This is a genomic window from Pseudomonas sp. BF-R-30, from assembly GCF_019956175.1.
GTDB classification, from domain to species: domain Bacteria; phylum Pseudomonadota; class Gammaproteobacteria; order Pseudomonadales; family Pseudomonadaceae; genus Aquipseudomonas; species Aquipseudomonas jessenii.
On the sequence record NZ_JAHBDE010000011.1, the window covers coordinates 127692 to 152627 of the forward strand.

Below are 24936 nucleotides of genomic sequence, written 5' to 3' on the forward strand. Positions count from 1 at the left end.
TTGATGCCTGACTCATATTCCCTTGTCGACTTCGGTCCTGTGGGAGCGGGCTTGCTCGCGAAAGCGGCAGCAGGCTCACCACAGGATCCAAGGCCATTAAACGTTCTGGCGCTCACCCTTCGGATCAAAGAACACCGAAGAAACGATTTCCGCCTCGATCACGCTGCCATCGGCCAGCGGTGCAAACACTCGCTCGCCCATCCGCTGCAACCCGCCCTTGACCACGCCCATGGCAAACGAATAGCCCAGGGAGTTGTGCAGGTAACTGGAAGTCACGTGACCCACCATGGTCATCGGGATGGCTTGCTTGGTGTTGAACACCAGTTGCGCACCTTCCGGCAGCCACTTGGTCGGATCGATCGGCTTCAGGCCAACCAGCTGTTTGCGCTGATCACGCACGCAGTCTTCACGGTTCATGCCACGCCAGCCGATCCACGAAAACGGTTTGGTGCGACCGACACACCAGCCCATGTTCAGGTCGTCCGGGGTCATCGAGCTGTCAGTGTCCTGACCGACGATGATGAAGCCCTTCTCGGCCCGCAGCACGTGCATGGTTTCTGTGCCGTACGGCGTCAGGTTGTACTTCTTGCCGGCGTCGACGATTTTTTCCAGCACGCCCATGGCGTAGTCGGCTTGCACGTTGACTTCGTACGACAGTTCACCGGTAAACGAAATCCGGAACACCCGCGCCGGCACACCACCGACCAGACCTTCTTTCCAGGTCATGAACGGGAAGGCTTCGCTGCTCAGGTCGATGTCGGTGACTTCAGCGAGCAGCTTGCGGCTGTTCGGCCCGGACAGGGTCATGGTCGCCCAGTGGTCGGTGACGGAGGTGAAGTACACCTTCATGTCCGGCCATTCGGTCTGGTGGTACAGCTCCAGCCACTGCAGCACACGAGCCGCGCCGCCGGTGGTGGTGGTCATGACGAAATGGTTGTCGGCCAGGCAAGCCGTCACGCCGTCGTCGAAGACCATGCCGTCTTCTTTGCACATCAGGCCGTAACGGGCCTTGCCCACATCGAGCTTGGTCCAGGCGTTGGTGTAGACGCGGTTGAGGAACTCACGCGCATCCGGGCCCTGGATGTCGATCTTGCCCAGGGTCGAAGCATCGAGCAGGCCGACGCTGTCGCGCACGGCTTTGCATTCGCGCTTCACCGCGGCATGAAGGTCTTCACCGGATTTCGGGAAGTACCAAGGACGCTTCCACTGGCCGACGTCTTCGAACTCGGCGCCGTTTTTCAGGTGCCATTGATGCAGTGCGGTGTAACGCACCGGCTCGAAGATGTGTCCGCAGTGACGACCGGCCACGGCGCCGAAAGTCACCGGCGTGTAGTTCGGACGGAACATGGTGGTGCCCATCTGCGGGATGGTCACGTTCAGCGAGCGGGCAGCGATGGCCAGGCCGTTGACGTTGCCGAGCTTGCCCTGATCGGTGCCGAAGCCCAGTGCGGTGTAGCGCTTGACGTGCTCGACCGACTCGAAGCCCTCGCGGGTCGCCAGTTCGATGGCGGCGGCGGTGACATCGTTTTGCAGGTCGACGAATTGCTTCGGTGCCCGTGCGGTGCTCTTTTCATGGGGAACCTGGAACAGCGCCAGGGTCGGCTCTTCGAGACGGCTCAGGGCTTTCGGCAGTACGCCTTCAACCGTCTGGAATCCGGCTTCAGCAGCGGCGCGAGCGCCACCTTCAAAACCGTCGGCCAGGGAATCGCCAAGGCCGTAGACGCCGTTGATGCCGCCGACACACACGCGTTTCTGCGGTGCTTCGCCCGGTACGAAACCGAGGATGTCTTCACGCCAGATCGGCTTGCCACCCAGGTGCGAAGCCAAGTGAACCACCGGGCTGTAGCCACCGGAGCTGGCGACCACGTCGCAGTCGAGCCATTCGCCAGGGCTGGTCACGGTGTGGGCTTTGACGTCGATGGCGGCCACACGGGCAGCGGTCACGTGCTTGCTGCCACGAGCCTCGATCACGGCACTGCCGGTGAGGATGCGGATGCCTTTGGCGCGGGCTTCTTCCACCAGCGCACCACGCGGATTGCTGCGGGCGTCGGCGATGGCCACCACTTGCAGGCTGGCATCGAGCCAATCCAGGGCAACGCGGTAGGCGTGGTCGTTGTTGGTCGACAGCACCAGCTTCTTGCCCGGTGCCACGCCGTAACGACGCACGTAGGTCGAGATGGCGCCGGCGAGCATGTTGCCCGGCACGTCGTTGTTGCCGTAGACCAATGGACGCTCGTGAGCGCCGGTTGCCAGTACCACGCGATTGGCGCGGACCCGGTGAATGCGCTGACGCACCTGGCCAATCGGTGCGCGGTCGCCGAGGTGATCGGTCAGGCGCTCGTGAATGGTCAGGAAGTTGTGGTCGTGGTAGCCGTTGACGGTGGCGCGCGGCAACAGCAGCACGTCCGGGGTGTTCTTCAGCTCGTCGATGACGCTGGCCACCCACTCCATCGCAGGCTTGCCGTCGAGGCTTTCGCGGGAATCGAGCAGGCTGCCGCCGAACTCTTCCTGTTCATCGGCGAGGATCACCCGGGCACCGCTGCGCGCAGCCGCCAGGGCAGCCGCCAGGCCAGCAGGGCCGGCACCGACGATCAGCACGTCGCAGTGCTGGTTCATGTAGTCGTAGGTGTCCGGATCGTTTTCGGTCGGCGAGCGACCAAGACCGGCGGCCTTACGAATGTACTTCTCGTAGGTCATCCAGAACGATTGCGGGTACATGAAGGTTTTGTAGTAGAAGCCCGGTGGCATCAGCTTGCCGCCGACCTTGCCGAGAATCCCCATCATGTCGTTGTTCACGCTCGGCCAGCCGTTGGTGCTGGTGGCGACCAGGCCCTGATACAGCGCCTGTTGCGTAGCACGCACGTTCGGGATCTGCGTGGCTTCGGTGGCGCCGATCTGCAGCACCGCGTTCGGCTCTTCGGCACCGGCGGCGAAGATGCCGCGCGGACGAGAATACTTGAAGCTGCGACCGATGATATCGACGCCGTTGGCCAGCAGTGCAGCGGCCAGGGAATCGCCTTCGAAGCCTTTGTAGTTCTGGCCGTTGAAGGTGAAGGTCAAGACTTTGTTGCGGTCGATCCGTCCGCCGTTGGACAGGCGATTGATCTGGCTCATACCTTCTCTCCCAGAGCCGTGCTGGCCGCTTTCGGGCTATCGGTCTTGTCGGTGAATTGTGGCTTGGTGCCGATCTTGTAGGTTTCGAGAATCTCGTAGGTCACGGTGTCGCGGGTGACGTTGAAGTACTGACGGCAACCGGCGACGTGATCCCACAGCTCGTGGTGCAGACCGCGCGGGTTATCGCGGAAGAACATGTAGTCGCCCCACTCCTCGTCGGTGCAACTGCTCGGGTCCAGTGGGCGCGGGATGTGCGCCTGGCCGGATGCATGGAATTCCTCTTCGGAGCGCAGTTCGCCGCAGTGAGGACAGAAGATATGCAACATAGGGATTTCTCCTGTTAGTGGGCGACTGCTGCAGCGCCGTGTTCGTCGATCAACGCACCGCTGTGGAAACGGTCGATGGAGAAAGGTGCGGCCAGTGGGTGCATTTCACCCTTGGCCAGGCTTGCGGCAAATACGTTGCCCGAGCCAGGTGTAGCCTTGAAGCCACCGGTGCCCCAACCGCAGTTGAAGAACATGTTCGGTACCGGGGTTTTCGAAATGATCGGGCAGGCATCCGGCGTGGTGTCGACGATGCCGCCCCACTGACGGTTCATGCGTACCCGCGACAGCACCGGGAACATCTCGACGATGGCCTGGATGGTGTGTTCGATCACCGGGTACGAACCACGCTGGCCGTAGCCGTTGTAGCCGTCGATACCGGCGCCGATCACCAGGTCGCCCTTGTCGGACTGGCTGATGTAACCGTGCACGGCGTTGGACATGATCACGCTGTCGATAATCGGCTTGATCGGCTCGGACACCAGCGCTTGCAGCGGGTGGGATTCGATCGGCAGGCGGAAACCGGCGAGCTTGGCCATGTGCCCGGAGTTACCGGCGGTCACGACGCCGACGCGCTTGGCGCCGATGAAGCCCTTGTTGGTTTCAACGCCGATGCACACGCCGTTTTCCTTGCGGAAACCGATCACTTCGGTCTGCTGGATCAGGTCCACGCCCAATGCATCGGCGGCCCGGGCAAAGCCCCAGGCCACGGCATCGTGACGGGCCACGCCGCCGCGACGCTGGACGGTGGCGCCCATCACCGGGTAGCGAGTGTTCTTGGAGCAGTCGAGGTACGGAATCTCGTCGGCAACCTGCTTGGCATCGAGCAGTTCACCGTCCACGCCATTGAGGCGGTTGGCGCTGACCCGACGCTCGGAATCACGGATGTCCTGCAGGGTGTGGCACAGGTTGTAGACGCCACGCTGGGAGAACATCACGTTGTAGTTGAGGTCCTGGGACAGGCCTTCCCACAGTTTCATCGCGTGTTCGTACAGGTGCGCCGACTCGTCCCACAGGTAGTTGGAGCGAACGATGGTGGTGTTGCGCGCGGTGTTACCGCCGCCCAGCCAGCCTTTCTCGACCACGGCCACGTTGGTGATGCCGTGTTCCTTGGCCAGGTAGTAGGCCGTGGCCAGACCATGCCCGCCACCACCGACGATGACCACGTCGTAGACCTTTTTAGGGGTCGGCGTGCGCCACATTTTCTGCCAGTTTTCATGATGGCTGAGAGAGTGTTTGAAGAGGCCGAAGCCCGAGTAGCGTTGCATAGTCATTTACTCCAAAACCGCACTCAGCGATAAACCGGGAAGTCCGCGCACAGGGCTGCCACTTGCTCGGCGACATTGGCCTCGACATCGGCGTCGCCGAGGTTGTCGAGGATGTCGCAGATCCAGCCGGCCAGCGTGACGCACTGGGTCACCTTGAAGCCGCGAGTGGTGACCGCCGGGGTGCCGATGCGCAGGCCAGAGGTCACGAACGGCGACTGTGGATCGTTCGGGACAGCGTTCTTGTTCACAGTGATGTGGGCGCGACCGAGTGCTGCATCCGCCTCTTTGCCGGTGAGGCCCTGACGGATCAGGCTGACCAGGAACAGGTGGTTGTCGGTACCGCCGGACACTACATCGTAGCCGCGTTTGATAAACACGCCGGCCATGGCCTGGGCGTTGTCGATCACTTGCTGCTGATAAGCCTTGAAGCCAGGCTCCAGCGCTTCCTTGAAGCACACCGCCTTACCGGCGATCACGTGCATCAGCGGGCCGCCCTGGGCACCGGGGAAAACTGCTGCGTTGAGCTTCTTCTCGATTTCTTCGTTGGACTTGGCCAGGATCAGGCCGCCACGCGGACCGCGCAGGGTCTTGTGGGTAGTGGTGGTGACCACATCGGCGTAAGGCAGCGGGTTCGGGTACAGACCAGCGGCAACCAGACCGGCCACGTGGGCCATGTCGACGAACAGCAGCGCACCGACCTTGTCCGCGATCTGGCGGAAGCGCGGGAAGTCGAGGGTCTTGGAGTAGGCCGAGAAGCCAGCAACGATCATCTTCGGCTTGTGCTCGACGGCCAGACGCTCGACTTCGTCGTAATCGATCAGGCCGGTGTTGGTGTCGATGCCGTACTGCACGGCGTTGTACAACTTGCCCGAGGACGACACTTTGGCGCCGTGGGTCAGGTGACCGCCGTGGGCCAGGCTCATGCCGAGAATGGTGTCGCCGGCTTGCAGCAGGGCCAGGTACACGGCGCTGTTGGCCGAGGAGCCGGAGTGCGGCTGGACGTTGGCGTAATCGGCACCGAACAGTTGCTTGGCGCGCTCGATGGCCAGCGCCTCAACCTTGTCGACGTGTTCGCAGCCACCGTAGTAGCGCTTGCCCGGATAACCTTCGGCGTATTTGTTGGTCAGGCCACTGCCTTGCGCTTCCATGACGCGTTTGCTGGTGTAGTTCTCTGACGCGATCAGCTCGATGTGATCTTCCTGGCGTTGCTCCTCGGCATTCATCGCCGCCAGCAGTGCATCGTCGTAACCCTGGATCTTGTCTTGCTTGCTGAACATCGCGTCTCTCCCAGCGGCGGCGGTGCGCCATTCGTCTCGGTGAGGCACTGGCTTTTCGGCAGTGCCCTTTGGTAGCGATGGTATGACTGGCTTGGAGTCGTCAAATGCCTACGGGCGCCACGCAAAGGTGCGTTTACGACATGGCGGGAAATGGCAAGCCGCAAGCAAACCTCAAATCAGCCTGGATCCCTTGTGGGAGCGGGCTTGCTCGCGAATTCTGCGTATCAGTAAGTATTGAAGTGACTGACACCCCGCTTTCGCGAGCAAGCCCGCTCCCACAGGGTTATGCGAGCACCTGACGCAAAGTCAGCAAAGCGACGAAATGCGCGGGATACAGGGCATACGCCCAACGCCGCATCGGTGGTGGATTTACGCCCTTTGCGTGTCGCAACAAGAACAGCCCGAGCCATGGCGCAATCAGGCACGTGACGATGGCCGGAAACGCCGCGACATTGCCCAGGCGAGCGGCGTGATACAGCACCTGCCATTGATTGGCCGCCAGACAGACCAGCCCCGCCAATAGCGCGAAATACCAGGGTCGCTGAAGTACCAGCAGCAAGGCCAGCGGCAACAGAACGCCAAAGAAACCGAACATCAATCGCTGGGAGAAAAACCCCGCCAGCAGCAACGCACCGACGGCCAGCAGGCGCGGCGCAAGCACCGGCTGCTGCCAGCCACGAATCACCAGCAAGCCCAGCGCAAGGGTGGGCAACACGTTCAAGGTGTCGGGATTGTGAATATACATCCGGTAAGGAATTTCACTCACCGCGCTAAACAGCAACAACCAGCCCAGATAGCGCCATTGCCCACCGTCCACCACAACAGGCTTTCGTGACAGATTGGCCGCCATCGCCAGGCAGAACCACGGGAATGCCAGCCGCCCCGGCACATACAACAGATCGGCGGAATAACCGACATATCGCAGGTGATCGAGCACCATGCTTAAAAGCGCCAGCCACTTGAGCAGATCCAGTGCCCCGTCGCGCTGCTTTAAGTGCATGGCCTTGTGCATCGTCACGTGCATAATTGCCCTTCGACTGTGTATGTTCCCGACAGCGACATCCTGTGCGCTCCACCTGACGATCTTGGGTACAGTGCGCACCCTCATTGACCACGGGACGCTTCACCATAGGCATCTCGACCACGGAAGCAGGCCATGACCGACAAGAGCCAACAATTCGCCAGCGACAACTATTCCGGCATCTGCCCTGAAGCCTGGGCCGCCATGGAGCAGGCCAACCACGGCCACCAGCGCGCATACGGCGACGACGAGTGGACCGCCCGCGCCTCCGACGGATTCCGCAAACTGTTCGAAACCGACTGCGAAGTGTTTTTTGCCTTCAACGGCACCGCCGCCAACTCGCTGGCGCTGTCGTCGTTGTGCCAGAGTTACCACAGCGTGATCTGCTCGGAAACCGCCCACGTCGAAACCGACGAATGCGGCGCCCCGGAATTCTTCTCCAACGGCTCCAAACTGCTGATCGCCCGTACTGAAAACGGCAAGTTGACCCCGGAATCGATCCGCGAGGTCGCGCTCAAGCGCCAGGACATCCACTACCCGAAACCCCGTGTGGTGACCCTGACCCAGGCCACCGAAGTCGGCAGCGTCTACACCCCGGACGAAATCCGCGCCATCAGCGCCACCTGCAAGGAACTGGGCCTGAACCTGCACATGGACGGCGCACGATTCTCCAACGCCTGCGCCTTCCTCGGCTGCACCCCGGCTGACCTGACCTGGAAGGCCGGCGTCGACGTGCTGTGCTTCGGCGGCACGAAAAACGGCATGGCCGTGGGCGAGGCGATTCTGTTCTTCAACCACAAACTGGCCGAAGACTTCGATTACCGCTGCAAACAGGCCGGGCAGCTTGCTTCAAAAATGCGCTTCCTGTCGGCGCCGTGGGTCGGGATCCTGGAAAACGACGCCTGGCTCAAATACGCCAACCACGCCAACCACTGCGCGCAGTTGCTGGCCGAACTGGTCAGCGACATCCCCGGCGTGGAGCTGATGTTCCCCGTACAGGCCAACGGCGTGTTCCTGCAACTGTCGGAACCGGCCATCGCCGCACTGACCGCCAAGGGCTGGCGCTTCTACACCTTCATCGGCAACGGCGGCGCACGCTTCATGTGCTCGTGGGACACCGAGCAAGAGCGCGTGCGTGAATTGGCGAAGGACATTCGCGAAGTGATGTCTCACTAACCTCCCCCTGTAGGAGCGAGCCTGCTCGCGATGGGCGCTAACGAAAACGCGTGCTTTCTGGATAAACGCAGCGCCTTCAAGTCCATCGCGAGCAAGCTCGCTCCTACAAAAAGCCCCACAGCCTGACCGTTCGCACCTGAAGTCTTGGTCTACATTGTCTGTCGATCCGTACAGATAACAACAATCAGGAGCGTACGCATGTCATTGCAAGGCAAAACCCTGTTCATCACCGGCGCCAGCCGCGGCATTGGTCGCGAGATTGCGCTGCGGGCCGCACGCGACGGGGCCAACATTGTGATTGCGGCGAAAAGTGCGTCGCCACACCCCAAATTACCCGGCACGATTTTCAGCGTGGCCCAGGAAGTCGAAGCCGCAGGCGGCAAGGCACTGGCCCTGCAAGTGGATGTGCGCGATGAAGATGCCGTGCATCAGGCCCTGGCCCAGGCCAACGAACATTTCGGTGGCATCGATGCACTGATCAACAATGCCGGGGCGATCAAGCTCACCGGGGTTCAACATCTCGAACTCAAGCGCTTTGACCTGATGCACCAGATCAACACCCGCGCCGTATTGCTGTGCAGCCAGGCAGCGTTGCCGTACCTGAAGAAGTCCAGCGGCCATATCCTCAACCTCTCGCCGCCGCTGAACCTGGCCGCCAAGTGGTTCGCCCAATACAGCCCCTATACCGTGACCAAGTACGGTATGAGCATGCTGACCCTGGGCATGAGCGAGGAATTCAGGAATTACGGGATCAGCGTCAACTCGCTATGGCCACAGACGATGATCGCCACCGCTGCCATCGAGTTTCAGTTGGGGTCGAGGGAATCGTTCAAGCATGCGCGCCTGCCTGCGATCATGGCGGATGCGGCGCATGTGATTCTGAGCAGCGCAAACCGCAGCCTGACCGGGCGCTTGTTGATTGATGAGGAGATTCTGCGGGAAAGCGGTGTGACGGAGTTCGAACACTATCGGTTCGCGCCGGACAGCAACGACAAGCTGATGACCGACTTGTTTATCGACTAAACACCCTCCCCTGTAGGAGCGAGCCTGCTCGCGATGAACCTGAGAACACCGCGGGGGGTCAGGTTGTCAGCGTTATCGTTGACGTCCATCGCGAGCAGGCTCGCTCCTACAGGGACTATTGCGCAACCATTAGAATTCGATGCGCACGTCGCCTTTAGGCACGCTGCAGCACGAAAGAATGAACCCTTCAGCTTCATCTTCCTCGGTGATCCCGCCGTTGTGGTCCATTTCCACTTCACCACCCAGCTTCAACACCTTGCAGGTGCCGCAGATACCCATGCCGCACGCTTTCGGAATCATCAGGCCGACCTTGGCCGCCGCCGCATGCACGGTCTCGCCCGGGGCCACACGAATGCTCTTGCCGGACGCCGTGAACTCCACCTCGTGCAGATCCGCCACGTCGACTTCCGGTGCCTCGGCCGCTTGCTCGGCGTGTTCCACGGCGTCGGCGCGCGCCTCTGGCGGGGTCGCACCGAAGGATTCTTCGTGATAACGCGACATGTCGAAGCCAGCGGCTTCCAGCAAGCGCTTGACCGCATTCATATACGGTGTCGGGCCGCAGCAGAACACTTCGCGCTCAAGGAAGTCCGGCGCCATCAATTCAAGCATTCTGTGGTTCAGGTAACCGCGATAACCGGCCCAGGGCTCACCCATACCGTGCTTCTCGCAGATCAGGTGCAGGCTGAAGTTGTCGATCCGCGACGCCATGTGTTCCAGCTCACGGTGGTAAATGATGTCCTTGGGCGAACGGGCGCTGTGGATAAACACCATGTCGACATTGCCGTTGGTGTCGTAGAACCAGCGCGCCATGGACATGACCGGCGTGATACCGACGCCGCCGCTGAGGTAAAGCACCTTTGGCGCGGTGAAGTCCATGGCATTGAACAGCCCGACCGGTCCGTGCACCGCCAGCTCCTGGCCTTCGTGCAGAGTGTCGTGCAGCCAGTTGGAGACCTTGCCACCCGGTACGCGCTTGATGGTCACCGAAAAGCTGTACGGCACCGATGGCGAGCTGGAAATGGTGTACGAACGCATGATCGGCTGGCCTTCAATCTCCAGCTCCAGGGTGACAAACTGCCCCGGTTTGAAGAAGAACATGATCGGCTGATCGGCCATGAAGCAGAAGGTGCGCACATCCCAGGTTTCCTGGATGACTTTGACGCAACGGACGATGTGCCGACCATTGGCCCAGGTCTGGGTGGTTACCGGATTCAGGAAACTATTGGACATGCTGATCTCCACGGCCGACTGCCGGCCTTCATGTTGGCGATTCTGCGTATAGCGCAGATCACCCATTTACCTATCTGCGACATTGACATGCTTATCGCGACCAGCCCCCAACGACTGGGGCTTGCGCGTCGGGAACAGATTGCACCATGTCGCCCATGGATAAGGTTCTGGCCTGCGCCGGCCCCACACTCGCCCCATACCAAGACACATTCTTTACACCTTGCGTAGCAACCCTGATCAGCCACTTTCGCGGCCACGCAGATGGCCTTGAGGAAATACACGATGGACGTCACTACTACCCTGAGCCTGGGCGATCCGCTGGAACCCGCACGCAAGGCCACCGCGCAGATGCTGCAAGAGCGCGAGCGCACGTTCTCGCTGCCGCAGCCGTTTTACTCCGACGAGCGCCTGTTTGATATCGACATGCAGGAAATCTTTCAGAAAGAGTGGTTGATCGCCGGCATGACCTGCGAGATCCCTACCAAGGGCAACTACCTGACCCTGCAGATCGGCAAGAACCCGATCATCGTGATCCGTGGCGCCGAAGGCGTGGTGCACGCGTTCCACAACGTCTGCCGCCACCGTGGCTCGCGCCTGTGCACCAGCGACAAGGGCAAGGTCGCCAAGCTGGTTTGCCACTATCACCAGTGGACCTACGAACTCGACGGCCGCCTGCTGTTCGCCGGCACCGAAATGGGCGCCGACTTCGACATGAACCAGTACGGCCTCAAGCCGGTGAACGTGAAGACCGCCGGCGGCTACATCTTCATCAGCCTGGCGGAGAACCCGCCGGCCATCGATGACTTCCTGTCGACGCTCAACCACTACATGGAACCGTACGACATGGAGAACACCAAGGTGGCGGTGCAAACCACCTTGATGGAAAAGGCCAACTGGAAACTGGTGCTGGAAAACAACCGCGAGTGCTACCACTGCAACGCGTCGCACCCGGAACTGCTGAAAACCCTGCTGGAGTGGGACGACGTCACCGACCCGCGCGCCGACCAGGCCTTCAAGGACCACGTAGCTGCCTCCGCCGCTGCCTGGGAAGCCGAGAAGATCCCTTACGCCCACGCCAGCTTCGGCCTGCGCAACCGCATCGTGCGCATGCCGCTGCTCAAGGGCACCGTGTCGATGACCATGGACGGCAAGCAGGGCTGTGCCAAGCTGATGGGCCGCATCAAGAACCCGGACCTGGGCTCGATGCGCATCCTGCACCTGCCGCACTCCTGGAACCACTGCATGGGCGACCACATCATCGTGTTCACCGTGTGGCCGATCAGCGCTCAGGAAACCATGGTCACCACCAAGTGGATCGTGCACAAGGACGCGGTCGAAGGCGTGGACTACGACGTGGAGCGCATGCGCCAGGTCTGGGACGCCACCAACGACCAGGACCGTCGCCTGGCCGAAGAAAACCAGCGCGGCATCAACTCCACCGCGTACCAGCCTGGTCCGTACTCCAAGACCTATGAGTTCGGTGTGGTGAACTTTGTGGATTGGTACAGCGAGCGCCTGCTGAGCAACTTGGGTGCCGAGCCTGCGCCTTACCTCAAAGGGGTTCCGGTTCAAGGCTAAAGCATGCCCCTGTAGGAACGAGCTTGCTCGCGAAAAATCCAGGGGCACCGCTGGTCATCTGTCTTTTCGCGTCATCGTTCACGACCATCGCGAGCAAGCTCGCTCCTACAAGGGGCTTGCTCGCAACAGGTTTTCTCCCCGCTACACATTCCTCTAACTTTAGAACTGTACGAAATATGATCTATTTCGTTCAGAGCTATGCTGCGCACGCCTCCCAGCCTTCCGCAAACAAGTTATCCACATCTCCACCCACAGCTATTGGGGACAACTGTGGAAAGACTGCAAAATCTCTTCACAAAAACCAAAGAAAAAACGTGACTTATCCAGAAGCATGCTTCCACTGGCGCGCTGGTCATTTTTTAACCAGAAGCCTGAAAGTCACGTACTGCAAGGCTTTCAGAGGATGGCAAACACCTTATCCACAGAAGCGCCAACAGACTTTGGGGTTAACTTCGCAAGGGCTGTGGAAAACCGCCAAAACCCGCAGGAACTCGGCGTTTGCGCGGAGGTTCACGGCGCCAAACGGGCTTTTGATCATTTTATGATCAAAAGCCTACACGCCGCTGTTTATAAGGCCTGCAGCCGATAGCAAACATCTTATCCACAGAAGCGCCAACAGAGATTGGGGGCAAGTCTGCATCAGCAGCAGCACATATCCCCTTGAAAAAGCATGGAAAAACCACGAGCCAGGCTGGGTGTTTTTTGATCGACGCCATGCAAGGCTTGATTTGTATGGGGTGTAGCGAGGGGCGAACATGTTATCCACAGAACCACCAACAGGGATTGTGGGTAACCGTCCAAGCTGTTCAGACTCTATTGAGGCATGAGCGACCCGAATCGAGATCCAGGTTCAATTCAAAGTCTTTGAAGGCGCGCCATCCGAGTAATATCGACGGGACGTATTGTCCGTCCACCAACGACGGCGGGATGGTAAAGCCCGGGTAGTATTTGTAGCTGACCACCAAGGTGTCGCCTTGCAGGGCCAATACGCCGGTGAAGCGTTGAAAGTGCTTATTGTCGCCGGTGTAAACGTTCGAGCCTCCCGGTGTCAGCGCCTGCGCCACGCTGACGTGCCTGCCGGGCGACGCGGCCGTCAGGTAGTCGACATTTCCCGTATCGATGATGGCTTGCGTTGTCCGACGATCCAGCTGTGCGGCAACTACCAGCCGCTGGTTGAGATCCAGGCGGCTCAAGACAATTGGCGCATCACAGCGCCGGGCAGGCGGCGGATTAAGCTCCAGTGTTCTCCTGGTTATCTTCAAGCGCCCCAGCTTGCTGATCAGATCCAGCCCCAACAAATTATCCCGGTCGCTGACAAAGACCAGGACGTTCCTGAACTCACGGGTGCCGACTCTCAATGACCCGAGAATTCCCAACCTCGCGGCCAGGCCCCTTTCGCCATAAAACGTGCTGTAGCGATAATGAGCATCGGGCAACATCCTGATCCCCATCTGTTTCGCAGTTTCAATGTTGACCCGGGTTTGCGGTGCCCCCGTGTCCAGTACAAAACGCGCCGAGACACCGATGGCCGTTCCGACCTCGATAAATGGCAGCGATTGTTCAGCGATGTGGAAGTCATTGGCATACGGATGGAGCTGCAGCACCTCATGTCGCGCAGATCCCTTGACCGAGAAATTGCCAGCCCTCGTCAGAATAGCCAGTGATTCGCTGCCAAACATGGAGAACAGGGCATTCAGGTCGGCATCGACCGCAATCGCCCGGGCATGCTTGCCCTTGATGGCCAGATAGTATTCGGGGATTTGGTTGGCGGCCTTGGCTTCGAGCATTCTGGCCAGGACCGTCACTGAACAGCTGAGGTGCTTATCGGCATCCAGTACCTTGTCGCACTGCTGCCGTAGCTGCGCCAGGGACGCGTCGCGCCCCTGCCCGGTCTCCAGCCATTGATAAAAGTCCTGATCAGCCACGGGCACGTTTGCCGGGACAGCAGACAGCAAGCCGGTGGATATCCACAGGGTCGATGCAAAAAGCGCCGGAAGAGCGAAAGTCTTCATGTTCAAGCCAGTCATAAAAACCGGATTTCATGAGTCAGCGCTGAACGTCTGAAAACTCCCTAAAGCGTGTCGCACCCTTGATCAGCGCATAGAAAACTGTAGCTCATCGCCCTCGTCAACGTGGGACGAGGGCGCGTGGCGTTGTGGATAACCTTCGCTGGTTAGAACCCCCGCAGACTCAGGGCCTGTGCATAAGATAGGCGTCACCGGTGACGCGGATCATGGGATGAGGGGTGACCTGGCAGGTCTTGATGATCTCGAAACCGTGCCGCTCGTAAAAGCGCCGGGCGCCAGTGTTGGCGGCATAGTCGATCAGGCTCAGGCCATTGAGCCCCAGTTGGTCGGCACGTTCTTGAGCATGGGCGAGAAACTGCACGCCCAGGCCCCGGTTGCGCCAGCCCTCGTGCAGGGCAAGGCTGGAGATATAGAGCGTGTCGGGCACTTCCATGTCGGCGTAAGGCGCCAGTACCGGGTCGGTCGTCGGCACCGCCAGTGGATCGTGGCGCATCACGTAGCTGTGCATCATGCCAATGACCTGGCCACCGGCCTCGGCAATCAGGCAATTCTGGTAGGAGAAATCCACGTCGTCCCGGGCATACCGAATGGTGCCGACGTCCAACAGATCCTGGCCGGGCTCTGCGATCTGGCTCCAGATGTAGTCTGAAGCGCCTTCGGATGAAATCTGGAACAACCGCGCAATCTCACGCGCATCCGCGCGGACCGCCGAACGAAATTCAACAGCCATCGTTTCCTCACAATCTGGGGGGTTAACACAACCCAATGTGGGAGCGGGCTTGCTCGCGAAAGCGGTGTGTCAGGTAATCAGAATCTCGACTGACGCGACGCCTTCGCGAGCAAGCCCGCTCCCACAGTGGACTTGCGGTGACTATGTGATTAGCGGACCACACCCTCTTCAATCAGCAGCTTGAGGATCGCGTCTGCCCCCGCTTGCGCCGTAACGCCCTTGAGCACTTGCCCACCGCCACCGCTGGCCTTGGCCGTCGCGGCTTTCATGCGATCGGCGCCGCTCTTGGCCTTGATCACCTTCAGGCGCTTGGGCCGTGGCTTGGCCGGCTGCAGGGTGGCGACCGCGAGCAGTTCATCGTCGATGACCTCGACGTCCTGTGCTTGCAGCACGCCGCGTCGGGCCGGGCCGTAGGCACTCTGCCGTGGCTTGGGCGCGGCGTTATCCACAGTTGCCAGGAACGGCAAGCGAACCTTCAAGCGACGACGCTGACCACGCGGCAACGCTTGCAGCACCAGCGCCGAACCGCCATCGATGGACTCGACTTGCGCCAACCCCACCACCAGCGGCCAGCCCAGGTTTTCAGCGAGGAGGAATGGCAACATGCCCGATCCTTCGCCGGTTTCCGCCTGACTGCCGGTCAACACCACCTGGGCCCCGGCATCGCGCAGATAATCGGTCAGCGCCGGCAGTGCGTCGGCGCCTTGTGGTTGTTCCAGCACGTGCAGTTGTTCCAGGCCCATGCCCAGATACGCGCGCAATGCAGGCTCGGTGATGTCGCCGGCATGCAGCACCTGCAAGTTATCCCCAGCCAATTGCAGGCCCAGTTCCACCGCCCGCGCATCCTGTTCCGCGCGACGCGGTCGACCGGACGTCGGGTGGGCGCCGATGGACACCAGGCTGATGATTTTCGTGCTCATAACCCTTTCCTTCCCTTAAGCCGCATCGCGCTTGGCGTCGTTGCGGTAAGCCGCTACCGCATCGATCAAGGCTTGAAGAATCTCCGCGCTCTCGCCGATCACCGAGAGGTCCGCACGCTTGATCATGTCGCAACCAGGGTCGAGGTTGATCGCCACCACCTTGTCGCAGGCACCAATGCCTTGCAGGTGCTGGATCGCTCCGGAAATCCCCACCGCCACATAGACCCGCGCGGTGACCCAGGTGCCGGATGCCCCGACCTGACGGTCGCGGGCCATGAACCCATCGTCCACCGCCACCCGCGATGCGCCTTCGGTCGCGCCGAGGGCTTCGGCGGTCCTGTGGAAAAGTCCCCAGTCCTTGACCCCGTTGCCGCCGGAGAAAATGAATTCGGCTTCGGCCATGGGGATGGCCGCCGGATCGACTGCCACCGCACCCAGGTCTTCGATCCGCGACAGGCTGCGGGCCACGGTTGTGGATAACTCCACGGGCAGCGCTTCGTGACGGGTTTCGCTGACCGGTTCGGCGCACTCGGCAGCCGCCAGGATCAGTCGCGCCAGTGGACGGGCAAGGTCTTGCAGACCCGCGCCGGCGCGGCCGATGCACTCCTGATCCTTGACCTGCCAGACCCGCGTGGCCGGGCGTTCGCCCAGTGCGGCAGCAAAGCGCCGCCCCAGCTCGCCGCCACCGCTGCGGCTGTCCGGCAGCAACCAGTGACGCGGGCTGAACTGGTTATCCACAGCCCGCAGGCCCTGGACCCGTTGTTCCTGTGCATAACCGCTGAATTCGTCACCTTCCAGTACCAGCAAGCGGTCAACGCCCGCCGTGGCGAAAGCGCTTTCCTTGTGCTCGCCGAACACCACGGCCAATACAGCGCCGTCCTTGCCGGCCAGTTGATGGGCCAGGCCCAGCAGATCGCGGTCGTGACTGCTCAAGCGACCGCCGACCATGTCCGGCACCACGCTGATGTAAAACGCGGGTGCAGTCACTTGATGCAGCGGCAACTGCACTTCAACCGCGGCCGAACGTTTAGTCGTCCCGCCTTGCTGAGCGCCACTGCGGTCGATCCGTTTGATCCCATTGGGACCGATAAAACCGATCCCGTGAGGATTCTTGCGGATGACACCGTTCGGTCCCATCCAGCTGTGTTGCGCTGGCTGCATGGCCGCGTGCAGCGGGTGCAGACGGTTGCGGGCGATCCATTCGGCGCGAGGGTCGCGGCGGATAATGTCACTCATCAATGCACCTCCGCAGGTTCACGTTTGGCCGGTGCCGAAGGCTTTCCCGGCGCGGCGTCTTCGAGCAACGCATCAGCCACCAGTTCGGCGATGTCCTTGATCAGAGGACGTGGTTCGACCACGCCTTCAAGCATCGCGGTGCACTGTGGACAACCCACGGCCACCAGTTCGGCGCCGGTTTCGCGGATGTCTTCCATGCGCATGTCGGGAATGCGCTGCTTGCCGGGAATGTCGGTGATCGGCGCGCCGCCACCACCGCCGCAGCAGCGGGAGCGGAAGCCGGAGCGCTGCATTTCTTTCACTTCAATCCCGAGCGCACGCAGTACCTGGCGCGGTGCCTCGTATTCGCCGTTGTAACGGCCGAGGTAGCACGGATCGTGATAGGTCACGCTATCGCCTTTGTGCTGGCCAAGATTGAGCGCGCCAGCATCGATGATTTCCGCCATGTAGGTGCTGTGGTGCTGCACCAGGTAGTTACCATCGAAGGCGCCGTACTCGTTTTTCAGCACGTGGAAACTGTGCGGATCGCAGGTGACGATACGGTTGAAACTGTATTTGGCCAGGGTCTGGATGTTGCGCTTGGCCAACAGCTGGAAGGTTGCTTCGTCGCCCAGGCGCCGGGCCACGTCACCGCTGTCGCGCTCTTCGAGGCCGAGCACGGCGAAGTCGATTTTCGCCGCTTTGAGCACTTTGACGAAGGCGCGCAGGGTGCGCTGGTTACGCATGTCGAAGGCGCCATCGCCGACCCAGAACAGCACGTCGGTGGATTTCTTTTCGCTAAGCAGGTTGAGGTTCAGGTCCGCCGCCCAGTTCATTCGCCCGCCCGGCGCGAAACCGCCAGGGTTGTCGGTGGCGATCAGGTTTTCCAGGACTTCGGCACCCTTGTTCGGGGTCGCGCCTTTTTCCAGGGTCAGATGACGGCGCATGTCGACGATGGCATCGACGTGCTCGATCATCATCGGGCATTCCTCGACGCAAGCGCGGCAGGTGGTGCACGACCACAACGTTTCGGCATCTACCAGACCGTTGACAATGGGCTGATGCGGATTGCCCGCGTGTTCGCCAATGGCTTTGCCTGGGTACGGGCTGCCGGCGAACTTGGCATCGGTGCCACCGGCCAGGCCGACGACCATGTCCTGAATCAGTTTTTTCGGGTTCAGTGGCTGACCGGCGGCGAAGGCCGGGCACGCTGCTTCGCATTTACCGCACTGCACGCAGGCGTCGAAGCCGAGCAACTGGTTCCAGGTGAAATCCTTGGGTTTTTCCACACCCAGTGGCGCGGTCAGGTCGCTAAGATCCAGCGGTTTCAACCCCGTGGAACGACCACCGCCAAAGCGTTCGGCGCGGCGGTGCCAAGCCAGGTGCAGGGCACCGGCAAAGGCGTGTTTCATCGGCCCGCCCCAGGTCATGCCGAAGAACAATTCCGACACGCCCCACAACACGCCAACCCCGAGAATCGCCGCCAACAGCCAGCCACCGAAATTTTCCGGCAGGATGCCCGCCACCGGCAGGGTCAACAGGAAGAACGAGGCCGAAAACGCCAACAGGCTTTTCGGCAGGCGCATCCACGGGCCTTTCGACAGGCGCGACGGCGGATTGCGCCGACGCAGGTAAACGAAGATCGCACCAACGAACATCACCGCCGACATCAGCAGCAACGCATAGCCGAGGAAGCGGTTATGCAGGCCGAAACCATGCACCAGAATCGCCAGCACGATGGACGCCACCGCACCGCCAGCCGTGGCGACGTGGGTGTTGGCAATGTATTTGTCCCGCGCTACCACATGGTGCAAGTCGACCATGTAACGCTTGGGCATGGCGAACAGGCCGCCGATCAGGTCGACCTTGGAGGCTCGGCCCCGGCGCCACATGGCCACCCGCCGCAACGCGCCCAGGACACCAAGGCCCAGGGCGGCGAACAACAGGATTGGAAGAAGGGTGTTCAACATGGTGAAGCTCCCAAAGACCTCGGGGTCTCATGTGGGAGCGGGCTTGCTCGCGAATCAGGCGACGCGGTGTATCAGGTGTACCGCGTTTTCGTTCTTCGCGAGCAAGCCCGCTCCCACATTGGTTCGGTGTGGTTTTAGAAATCCTTGCACAGCCGCAACGCGTCGTAGATCGCCGCGTGCACGTTACGCTGGGCCACGCAGTCGCCGATGCGGAACAGAAGGTAGCCGTCGCCGCTCTGTTCCAGGCAAGGTTGCGGCTTGATCGCGAACAAGGCTTCGACGTCGATCTGGCCTTTGTTGCGCGAGCCTTCCTTCAGCGCGTAGTAGATTTCTTCGTCCGGACGCACGCCGTTTTCCACGACCACCTGGTCAACCACCCGCTCCTCTTTGGCGCCGGTGTATTCGTTTTCCAGTACCGCTACGAGCTTGTCGCCTTCGCGGTAGACCTTCTCCAGCATCATGTCGCCGGTCATGATCACTTCTTTCGGGTACATGCTGCGGTAGTAAGTCGGGAACGACGTACCGCCAATCGCCACACCAGGCTTGATGTCGTCGGTGACGATCTCGACCTGACTGCCCTTGTCGGCGAGGAAGTCGGCGGTCGACATGCCGGTGAACTCGCAAATGGTGTCGTAGACCAGCACGTTCTTGCCCGGTGCCACCTTGCCGTCGAGGATGTCCCAGCTGCTGACCACCAGGCCTTCAGCCGCGCCCCAGTGTTCGTTCTGCTCGATGAACGGATGACCGCCGACGGCCAGCACCACCACGTCCGGACGCAGGTCCATGATGGTTGGCGCGTCAGCCGCGGTGCCCAGGCGCAGGTCGACTTTCAACCGCGCCAGTTCCAGTTGATACCAGCGGGTGATACCGGCGATCTGGTCCCGTTGCGGGGCTTTCGATGCGGTGGTGATCTGCCCGCCGATGAATTCCTTTTTCTCGAACAGGGTCACGTCGTGGCCACGCTCGGCGGCCACGCGGGCGGCTTCCATCCCGGCGGGACCGGCGCCGACCACCACCACCTTGCGTTTCACGCCAGTGGTTTTTTCGATGATGTGCGGCAAGCCCATGTATTCACGAGAAGTCGCGGCGTTCTGAATGCACAGCACATCCAGACCCTGATACTGACGGTCGATGCAGTAGTTGGCACCGACGCATTGTTTGATCTGGTCGATCTGGCCCATTTTGATCTTGGCGATCAGGTGTGGGTCGGCGATGTGCGCGCGGGTCATGCCGACCATGTCGACGTAACCGCCTTCCAGGATACGTGTGGCCTGGTTAGGGTCCTTGATGTTCTGCGCGTGCAGCACTGGAACCTTGACCACTTCCTTGATGCCGGCAGCCAGATGCAGGAACGGCTCCGGCGGATAACTCATGTTCGGAATCACGTTGGCCAGGGTGTTGTGGGTGTCGCAACCCGAACCCACGACGCCAATGAAGTCGAGCATGCCGGTATCGTCGTAATACTTGGCGATCTGCTTCATGTCTTCGTGGGAAAGACCATCCGGGTGGAACTCGTCACCGCAGATGCGCATGCCCACGCAGAAATCGTCACCAACCTCGGCGCGCACGGCCTTGAGCACTTCCAGACCGAACTTCATGCGGCCTTCGAAGGTGCCGCCCCATTCGTCGGTACGCTTGTTGACCCGTGGGCTCCAGAACTGGTCGATCATGTGCTGGTGCACCGCCGACAGTTCGACACCGTCCAGGCCACCGGCCTTGGCGCGGCGGGCCGCTTGAGCGTAGTTGCCGATCACCCGCCAGATCTCTTCCGGCTCGATGGTTTTGCAAGTGGCACGGTGCACCGGCTCGCGCACGCCTGACGGCGACATCAGCGTCGGCCAGTTGAAACCGTCCCAACGCGAGCGACGGCCCATGTGGGTAATCTGGATCATGATCTTGGCGCCGTGCTTGTGCATGGCGTCGGCAAGATTCTGGAAGTGCGGAATGATGCGGTCGGTGGACAGGTTCACCGAACTCCACCATTCCTGCGGGCTGTCGATGGCCACCACGGACGAACCGCCACAAATCGCCAGGCCGATACCGCCCTTGGCTTTCTCTTCGTAATACTTGACGTACCGGTCGGTGGTCATGCCGCCGTCGGTGGCATAGACCTCGGCGTGCGCGGTGCTGAGCACGCGGTTGCGGATGGTCAGTTTGCCGATCTGGATCGGCTGGAACATTGCTTCGAAAGCCATGGCGGGTTCCTCGACTTACAACGGCTTGACGGTGAACAAGCCGTCTTCGTGGCCCTCTTCGGAGCCACCGTAGACTTGTTCGGCCACGGTGCGGATCTTGCTGCCGCGAGCGGCGAGGATCTGATCCATGGCCCCTGCAAACCAGCCAGTGAACATGTAGTCGACCTTGCGCCCGACCTTGCCGTACACGTAGACAAATGCCGAGTGTTCGAGCTTGACGCTGGCGGTGCCTTTGTCGAGGTCGATGTCCTGGATCTTGAACAGGCCCCAGCCGCGCTGCGACAGGCGCTTCATGTAGTGCTCGAACACCGCGACGCCTTCCAGGCCGTGGCATTCGGCTTCTTTTTCACACCAGTGCCAGGCGGACTTGTAGCCGGCCTTGTAGAGGATTTCGGCATAGGCTTCAGCGCCCAGCACTTCCTCGATGCCCATGTGGTTGTTGACGAAGAAATGGCGCGGCACGTACAGCATCGGCAGGGCGTCGGAGGTCCAGACACCGGTTTCGCTGTCGACTTCGATTGGCAATTGCGGGGCGATCTTGGCCATGGAAACTTAACTCCAGAAAAATTTTGGTGTTGCCCCCGGCGCGGGCGGCCGGGGGAAAGGATTCAGAGGTGCAGCGGCTTATTCGCCCCAGACATCTTTCAAGACGTTGACCCAGTTCTCGCCCATGATCTTGCGTACCACGCGCTCGGAGTGGCCGCGCTTGAGCAGGGTCTCGGTCAGGTTCGGGAACTCGCCCACGGTGCGGATGCCCAGCGGGTTGATGATCTTGCCGAAGCTGGTCAGGCGGCGGGCGTAGCCCTTGTCGTGGGTCAGGTATTCGAAGAAGTCCTGGCCATGGCCCTGGGTGAAGTCGGTGCCGATGCCGATGGCGTCTTCGCCGACGATGTTCATCACGTACTCGATGGCTTCGGCGTAGTCGTCGATGGTCGAATCGATGCCCTTGGCCAGGAACGGCGCGAACATGGTCACGCCGACAAAGCCGCCGTGGTCGGCGATGAACTTCAGTTCTTCATCGGACTTGTTGCGCGGGTGCTCCTTGAGCCCCGATGGCAGGCAGTGGGAGTAGCAGACCGGTTTCTTCGACTCGAGGATGACTTCTTCGGAAGTCTTGGAACCGACGTGGGACAGGTCGCACATCACACCAACGCGGTTCATCTCGGCGACGATTTCGCGACCAAAGCCCGACAGGCCGCCGTCACGCTCGTAACAGCCGGTGCCCACCAGGTTCTGGGTGTTGTAGCACATCTGCACAATGCCGACGCCCAGCTGCTTGAAGACCTCGACATAGCCGATCTGGTCTTCGAAGGCGTGAGCGTTCTGGAAGCCGAACAGGATGCCGGTCTTGCCCTGCTCCTTGGCTTTACGGATGTCGGCGGTGGTGCGCACCGGGATCACCAGGTCGCTGTTCTCGCGAATCAGCTTCTGGCTCGCGGCGATGTTGTTGACGGTGGCCTGAAAGCCCTCCCACACCGACACGGTGCAGTTAGCCGCCGTCAGACCGCCCTTGCGCATGTCTTCGAACAGTTCACGGTTCCACTTGGCGATAATCAGCCCGTCGATAACGATGCTGTCGGCGTGCAATTCGGCTGGGCTCATCAGGCTGTCCCCTTGTTAGCGATTCATGCGCCGAATCGTGTGCCGGCGCTTTGGGGCCAGCATATGCCTCGGTGCAGGGGCAGCCGGGTGCAAAAACGACAGGGGGTTTGCCGAAAGCGTCAATCCGCGACAAAGGGTCGTCGCCAGGCACAATCATCGACCTGTTCAAGGCCCCTGGCTTGGGCCAGAATTCGCCGCATCACTGGATGCTTCACTGGACAAGAGCGGCGACGATAATGAAATCGATCATTCTGGCAATGGCACTGATTGCGACCGGCGTACACGCAGCGGAGGTGGCCGACGACAACCCCTGCGACAAAGTCGAAAACGACATCCAGACCCTCGAGTGCTCGGCCTTCAGCAAAACCTCCGCCGAAGACCTGCTCAAGGAAAACCTCCAGGGCCTGACCGAGCGCATGCAGTCGCAGTACGGCAAAAACCCGTCGCAACTGGCCGACATCACCGCCAAGATCAAAGCCGCCCAACAGCAATGGCTGAAGACCCGCGACGCAGACTGCGCCGTCGAAGCCTTCCCGGCCACCAGTGGCAGCAAGGCGCTCACCATTGCCCAGAACGATTGCATTGCACGGATGAGCGACGAGCGGTCGGAGTTTTTGGAGTCGATTGGGCAGGAGTGATCCGTTCCCCAGCCAGCTTGAGCTGTAAGCTGCACACCCTCTGTCACTAATGGGATTGAACATGAAAGTCTGCGGCATCGAAATCAAAGGCAGCGAAGCGATCATCGCCGTGGCCACGCTGGACGGTCAGGCGCTGAGCCATGTCGCGCTCGCCACCAAGAAAATTGCCCTGGACGATGATGACGAAGCTGCCAACGTCAAAGTGTTTGCCGCTCAGGTCGCTTCGTTTGTCCGTGAGAATTCCATCGACCGCATTGCGATCAAGAAACGCAGCAAGAAAGGCGAGTTCGCTGGCGGGCCAACGACCTTCAAGATCGAGGGGGTTTTCCAGTTGTTGGAGAATTGCGAGGTGACCTTGCTGTCGCCGCAGACCATCAATGCCCAAGCCAAAAAGCACAATTTCGAGCTGCCGGGGACGCTGAACAAGTATCAGCATGAGGCGTACAAGGCGGCATGTTCGGCGTTACTGAAGAAGTAACCGCCCCTCCAGACACTGGTGATCAAATGTGGGAGCGGGCTTGCTCGCGAATGCAGTCTGTCAGCTGACATCTGTGCCGATTGACACACCGCTTTCGCGAGCAAGCCCGCTCCCACAGGTTTCTCGGGGGTTTATGCCTTGGCGGTGCGTCGATCCTCCCGCGGGCACCGCTCATACTTCGCTCGATAACTGCGGGTGAAATACGACGGCGATTCAAACCCGCAGGCAATGCTCACTTCCAGCACGCTCATGTCGGTCTGGCGTAGCAACTGCCGGGCCTTTTCCAGCCTTAATCGCAGGTAGAAATTGCTCGGCGTGTCGTTCAGGTGCAGGCGAAACAGGCGCTCCAGCTGCCGCCGCGTCACCTTGATCGATTCCGCCAGTTCCAGCGTGCTCAGTGGCGGTTCACTGTGCTGCTCCATCTCGCCGATCACGTGAACCAGCTTCTTGTTGCTGATGCCATAACGGGTGGCGACTTCCATGCGCTGATGGTCTTTGCGCGGGCGGATGCGGCCAAGCACGAATTGCTCGCTGACCTGGATCGCCAGCTCCGGGCCATGGGCCTGGGCGATCAGATCCAGCATTAAATCAATAGAGGCGGTGCCGCCAGCAGAGGTGATGCGACGGCGGTCGATCTCGAACAGTTCCTGGGTGACGCTGAGCTGTGGATAAGATTCCTTGAACGCGTCGATGGCTTCCCAGTGCAGGGTCAGGCGATGGCCGTCGAGCAAACCCGCCTCGGCGAGGATGAAGCTGCCGGTGTCGATGCCGCCGAGGGTCACGCCTTCGTGGTCCAGACGGCGCAGCCAGTGTTCCAGCGCCGGGGTGGTGAATTTCAGGGGCTCGAACCCGGCGACCACCAGCAGCGTCACGCCTTTTTTCAACGGCTCCAGCGCCGCATCGGCGTTGACCGACATGCCGTTGCTCGCCAGCACCGCCCCGCCGTCGGCGCTCAGCACATGCCAGCGATACAGCTCGCCACGAAAGCGATTGGCCACCCGCAACGGCTCGATGGCCGAGATAAATCCGATGGCCGAGAAACCCGGCATCAACAAGAAGTAGAAATCCTGGGACATGGAGCGCACTCGCTTAGCAGGTAACAAGAGGCCAGGTAACGAGAGGGCGGGCAGCGTAGGGATGTTGATACGCCA

General features: G+C 60.9%; 20 protein-coding genes. 5 read left to right on the forward strand and 15 right to left on the reverse strand.

Annotated elements, in window-relative coordinates; translation table 11 throughout:
* Nucleotides 1-96 precede the first annotated feature (96 nt).
* The 5 genes from KGB20_RS07390 to KGB20_RS07410 form a co-directional block, all read right to left on the reverse strand.
* Nucleotides 97-3114 carry a sarcosine oxidase subunit alpha gene (locus tag KGB20_RS07390; RefSeq protein WP_102672491.1) on the reverse strand — a complete coding sequence of 1006 codons (3018 nt, stop codon included), beginning with the start codon at nt 3112-3114 and terminating at the stop codon, nt 97-99.
* On the reverse strand, nt 3111-3440 hold the full coding sequence (locus tag KGB20_RS07395) for a sarcosine oxidase subunit delta (RefSeq protein WP_057713000.1): 330 nt from the start codon (nt 3438-3440) through the stop codon (nt 3111-3113). The genes KGB20_RS07390 and KGB20_RS07395 overlap by 4 nt, the downstream gene beginning before the upstream one ends.
* A 14-nt stretch (nt 3441-3454) precedes the next feature.
* The gene (locus KGB20_RS07400) at nt 3455-4705 is read right to left on the reverse strand and encodes a sarcosine oxidase subunit beta (RefSeq protein ID WP_007907561.1); all 1251 of its coding nucleotides are present in this window, start codon (nt 4703-4705) and stop codon (nt 3455-3457) included.
* Nucleotides 4706-4728: 23 nt separating this feature from the next.
* A complete protein-coding gene (gene glyA / locus KGB20_RS07405; RefSeq protein ID WP_102672492.1) occupies nt 4729-5982 on the reverse strand; it encodes a serine hydroxymethyltransferase in 1254 nt (417 codons plus the stop codon).
* Nucleotides 5983-6265: 283 nt separating this feature from the next.
* Nucleotides 6266-6982, reverse strand: a complete 717-nt coding sequence (locus tag KGB20_RS07410) for a TraX family protein (protein ID WP_223508015.1) — start codon at nt 6980-6982, stop codon at nt 6266-6268.
* A gap of 156 nt (nt 6983-7138) precedes the next feature.
* Between KGB20_RS07410 and KGB20_RS07415 the strand changes: the two genes are divergently transcribed.
* Nucleotides 7139-8179, forward strand: coding sequence for a low specificity L-threonine aldolase (locus KGB20_RS07415; protein ID WP_090451829.1), 1041 nt, complete (start codon nt 7139-7141; stop codon nt 8177-8179).
* Between the two features lie 198 nt (nt 8180-8377).
* A complete protein-coding gene (locus KGB20_RS07420) occupies nt 8378-9202 on the forward strand; it encodes an SDR family oxidoreductase (RefSeq protein ID WP_150813793.1) in 825 nt (274 codons plus the stop codon).
* A 129-nt stretch (nt 9203-9331) separates the two neighbouring features.
* Here KGB20_RS07420 and gbcB read toward each other — a convergent pair whose 3' ends face one another.
* Entirely contained in the window at nt 9332-10432 is a 1101-nt protein-coding gene (gbcB, locus tag KGB20_RS07425; protein ID WP_102672494.1) for a glycine-betaine demethylase subunit GbcB, read from the reverse strand.
* Nucleotides 10433-10714: 282 nt separating this feature from the next.
* Between gbcB and gbcA the strand changes: the two genes are divergently transcribed.
* Nucleotides 10715-12010, forward strand: a complete 1296-nt coding sequence (gene gbcA / locus KGB20_RS07430) for a glycine-betaine demethylase subunit GbcA (RefSeq protein ID WP_057712996.1) — start codon at nt 10715-10717, stop codon at nt 12008-12010.
* Nucleotides 12011-12816: 806 nt separating this feature from the next.
* Here the strand turns inward: gbcA and KGB20_RS07435 are convergent.
* The 8 genes from KGB20_RS07435 to KGB20_RS07470 all read right to left on the reverse strand — a co-directional run bounded on the left by KGB20_RS07435 (nt 12817) and on the right by KGB20_RS07470 (nt 22669).
* Complete coding sequence (locus KGB20_RS07435) at nt 12817-14022, reverse strand: retropepsin-like aspartic protease (protein WP_223508798.1); 1206 nt, start codon at nt 14020-14022, stop codon at nt 12817-12819.
* Between the two features lie 178 nt (nt 14023-14200).
* On the reverse strand, nt 14201-14767 hold the full coding sequence (locus KGB20_RS07440; RefSeq protein WP_154909895.1) for a GNAT family N-acetyltransferase: 567 nt from the start codon (nt 14765-14767) through the stop codon (nt 14201-14203).
* Nucleotides 14768-14916: 149 nt separating this feature from the next.
* A complete protein-coding gene (locus tag KGB20_RS07445; protein WP_154909896.1) occupies nt 14917-15687 on the reverse strand; it encodes an electron transfer flavoprotein subunit beta in 771 nt (256 codons plus the stop codon).
* A 15-nt stretch (nt 15688-15702) separates the two neighbouring features.
* Nucleotides 15703-16923, reverse strand: a complete 1221-nt coding sequence (locus KGB20_RS07450; protein WP_154909897.1) for an electron transfer flavoprotein subunit alpha/FixB family protein — start codon at nt 16921-16923, stop codon at nt 15703-15705.
* Nucleotides 16923-18872, reverse strand: a complete 1950-nt coding sequence (dgcB, locus tag KGB20_RS07455; RefSeq protein ID WP_057712991.1) for a dimethylglycine demethylation protein DgcB — start codon at nt 18870-18872, stop codon at nt 16923-16925. Before dgcB ends, KGB20_RS07450 begins: the two co-directional genes overlap by 1 nt.
* Before the next feature lie 134 nt (nt 18873-19006).
* Complete coding sequence (gene dgcA, locus KGB20_RS07460; protein ID WP_057712990.1) at nt 19007-21067, reverse strand: dimethylglycine demethylation protein DgcA; 2061 nt, start codon at nt 21065-21067, stop codon at nt 19007-19009.
* Nucleotides 21068-21082: 15 nt separating this feature from the next.
* Complete coding sequence (locus tag KGB20_RS07465; RefSeq protein ID WP_008048169.1) at nt 21083-21613, reverse strand: DUF5943 domain-containing protein; 531 nt, start codon at nt 21611-21613, stop codon at nt 21083-21085.
* 78 nt (nt 21614-21691) lie between these two features.
* Nucleotides 21692-22669: a dipeptidase gene (locus tag KGB20_RS07470; protein WP_032829497.1), complete on the reverse strand. Its 978-nt coding sequence runs from the start codon at nt 22667-22669 to the stop codon at nt 21692-21694.
* A 236-nt stretch (nt 22670-22905) separates the two neighbouring features.
* On the opposite strand from KGB20_RS07470, the gene KGB20_RS07475 reads away from it, so the two are divergent.
* Together KGB20_RS07475 and KGB20_RS07480 are read left to right on the forward strand one after the other, a co-directional pair.
* Complete coding sequence (locus KGB20_RS07475; RefSeq protein WP_057712989.1) at nt 22906-23307, forward strand: lysozyme inhibitor LprI family protein; 402 nt, start codon at nt 22906-22908, stop codon at nt 23305-23307.
* Nucleotides 23308-23368: 61 nt separating this feature from the next.
* Nucleotides 23369-23785, forward strand: coding sequence for a DUF3010 family protein (locus KGB20_RS07480; protein ID WP_150813789.1), 417 nt, complete (start codon nt 23369-23371; stop codon nt 23783-23785).
* 131 nt (nt 23786-23916) lie between these two features.
* Here KGB20_RS07480 and KGB20_RS07485 read toward each other — a convergent pair whose 3' ends face one another.
* Nucleotides 23917-24861 carry a GlxA family transcriptional regulator gene (locus KGB20_RS07485; protein ID WP_057712988.1) on the reverse strand — a complete coding sequence of 315 codons (945 nt, stop codon included), beginning with the start codon at nt 24859-24861 and terminating at the stop codon, nt 23917-23919.
* Nucleotides 24862-24936: the final 75 nt, after the last annotated feature.

Coding starts and splice junctions, on each gene's coding strand:
- KGB20_RS07390 (WP_102672491.1), bottom strand. CDS start 3,114: ATGAGCCAGATCAATCGCCTGTCCAACGGCGGACGGATCGACCGCAAC.
- KGB20_RS07395 (WP_057713000.1), bottom strand. CDS start 3,440: ATGTTGCATATCTTCTGTCCTCACTGCGGCGAACTGCGCTCCGAAGAG.
- KGB20_RS07400 (WP_007907561.1), bottom strand. CDS start 4,705: ATGCAACGCTACTCGGGCTTCGGCCTCTTCAAACACTCTCTCAGCCAT.
- glyA (WP_102672492.1), bottom strand. CDS start 5,982: ATGTTCAGCAAGCAAGACAAGATCCAGGGTTACGACGATGCACTGCTG.
- KGB20_RS07410 (WP_223508015.1), bottom strand. CDS start 6,982: ATGCACTTAAAGCAGCGCGACGGGGCACTGGATCTGCTCAAGTGGCTG.
- KGB20_RS07415 (WP_090451829.1), top strand. CDS start 7,139: ATGACCGACAAGAGCCAACAATTCGCCAGCGACAACTATTCCGGCATC.
- KGB20_RS07420 (WP_150813793.1), top strand. CDS start 8,378: ATGTCATTGCAAGGCAAAACCCTGTTCATCACCGGCGCCAGCCGCGGC.
- gbcB (WP_102672494.1), bottom strand. CDS start 10,432: ATGTCCAATAGTTTCCTGAATCCGGTAACCACCCAGACCTGGGCCAAT.
- gbcA (WP_057712996.1), top strand. CDS start 10,715: ATGGACGTCACTACTACCCTGAGCCTGGGCGATCCGCTGGAACCCGCA.
- KGB20_RS07435 (WP_223508798.1), bottom strand. CDS start 14,022: ATGAAGACTTTCGCTCTTCCGGCGCTTTTTGCATCGACCCTGTGGATA.
- KGB20_RS07440 (WP_154909895.1), bottom strand. CDS start 14,767: ATGGCTGTTGAATTTCGTTCGGCGGTCCGCGCGGATGCGCGTGAGATT.
- KGB20_RS07445 (WP_154909896.1), bottom strand. CDS start 15,687: ATGAGCACGAAAATCATCAGCCTGGTGTCCATCGGCGCCCACCCGACG.
- KGB20_RS07450 (WP_154909897.1), bottom strand. CDS start 16,923: ATGAGTGACATTATCCGCCGCGACCCTCGCGCCGAATGGATCGCCCGC.
- dgcB (WP_057712991.1), bottom strand. CDS start 18,872: ATGTTGAACACCCTTCTTCCAATCCTGTTGTTCGCCGCCCTGGGCCTT.
- dgcA (WP_057712990.1), bottom strand. CDS start 21,067: ATGGCTTTCGAAGCAATGTTCCAGCCGATCCAGATCGGCAAACTGACC.
- KGB20_RS07465 (WP_008048169.1), bottom strand. CDS start 21,613: ATGGCCAAGATCGCCCCGCAATTGCCAATCGAAGTCGACAGCGAAACC.
- KGB20_RS07470 (WP_032829497.1), bottom strand. CDS start 22,669: ATGAGCCCAGCCGAATTGCACGCCGACAGCATCGTTATCGACGGGCTG.
- KGB20_RS07475 (WP_057712989.1), top strand. CDS start 22,906: ATGAAATCGATCATTCTGGCAATGGCACTGATTGCGACCGGCGTACAC.
- KGB20_RS07480 (WP_150813789.1), top strand. CDS start 23,369: ATGAAAGTCTGCGGCATCGAAATCAAAGGCAGCGAAGCGATCATCGCC.
- KGB20_RS07485 (WP_057712988.1), bottom strand. CDS start 24,861: ATGTCCCAGGATTTCTACTTCTTGTTGATGCCGGGTTTCTCGGCCATC.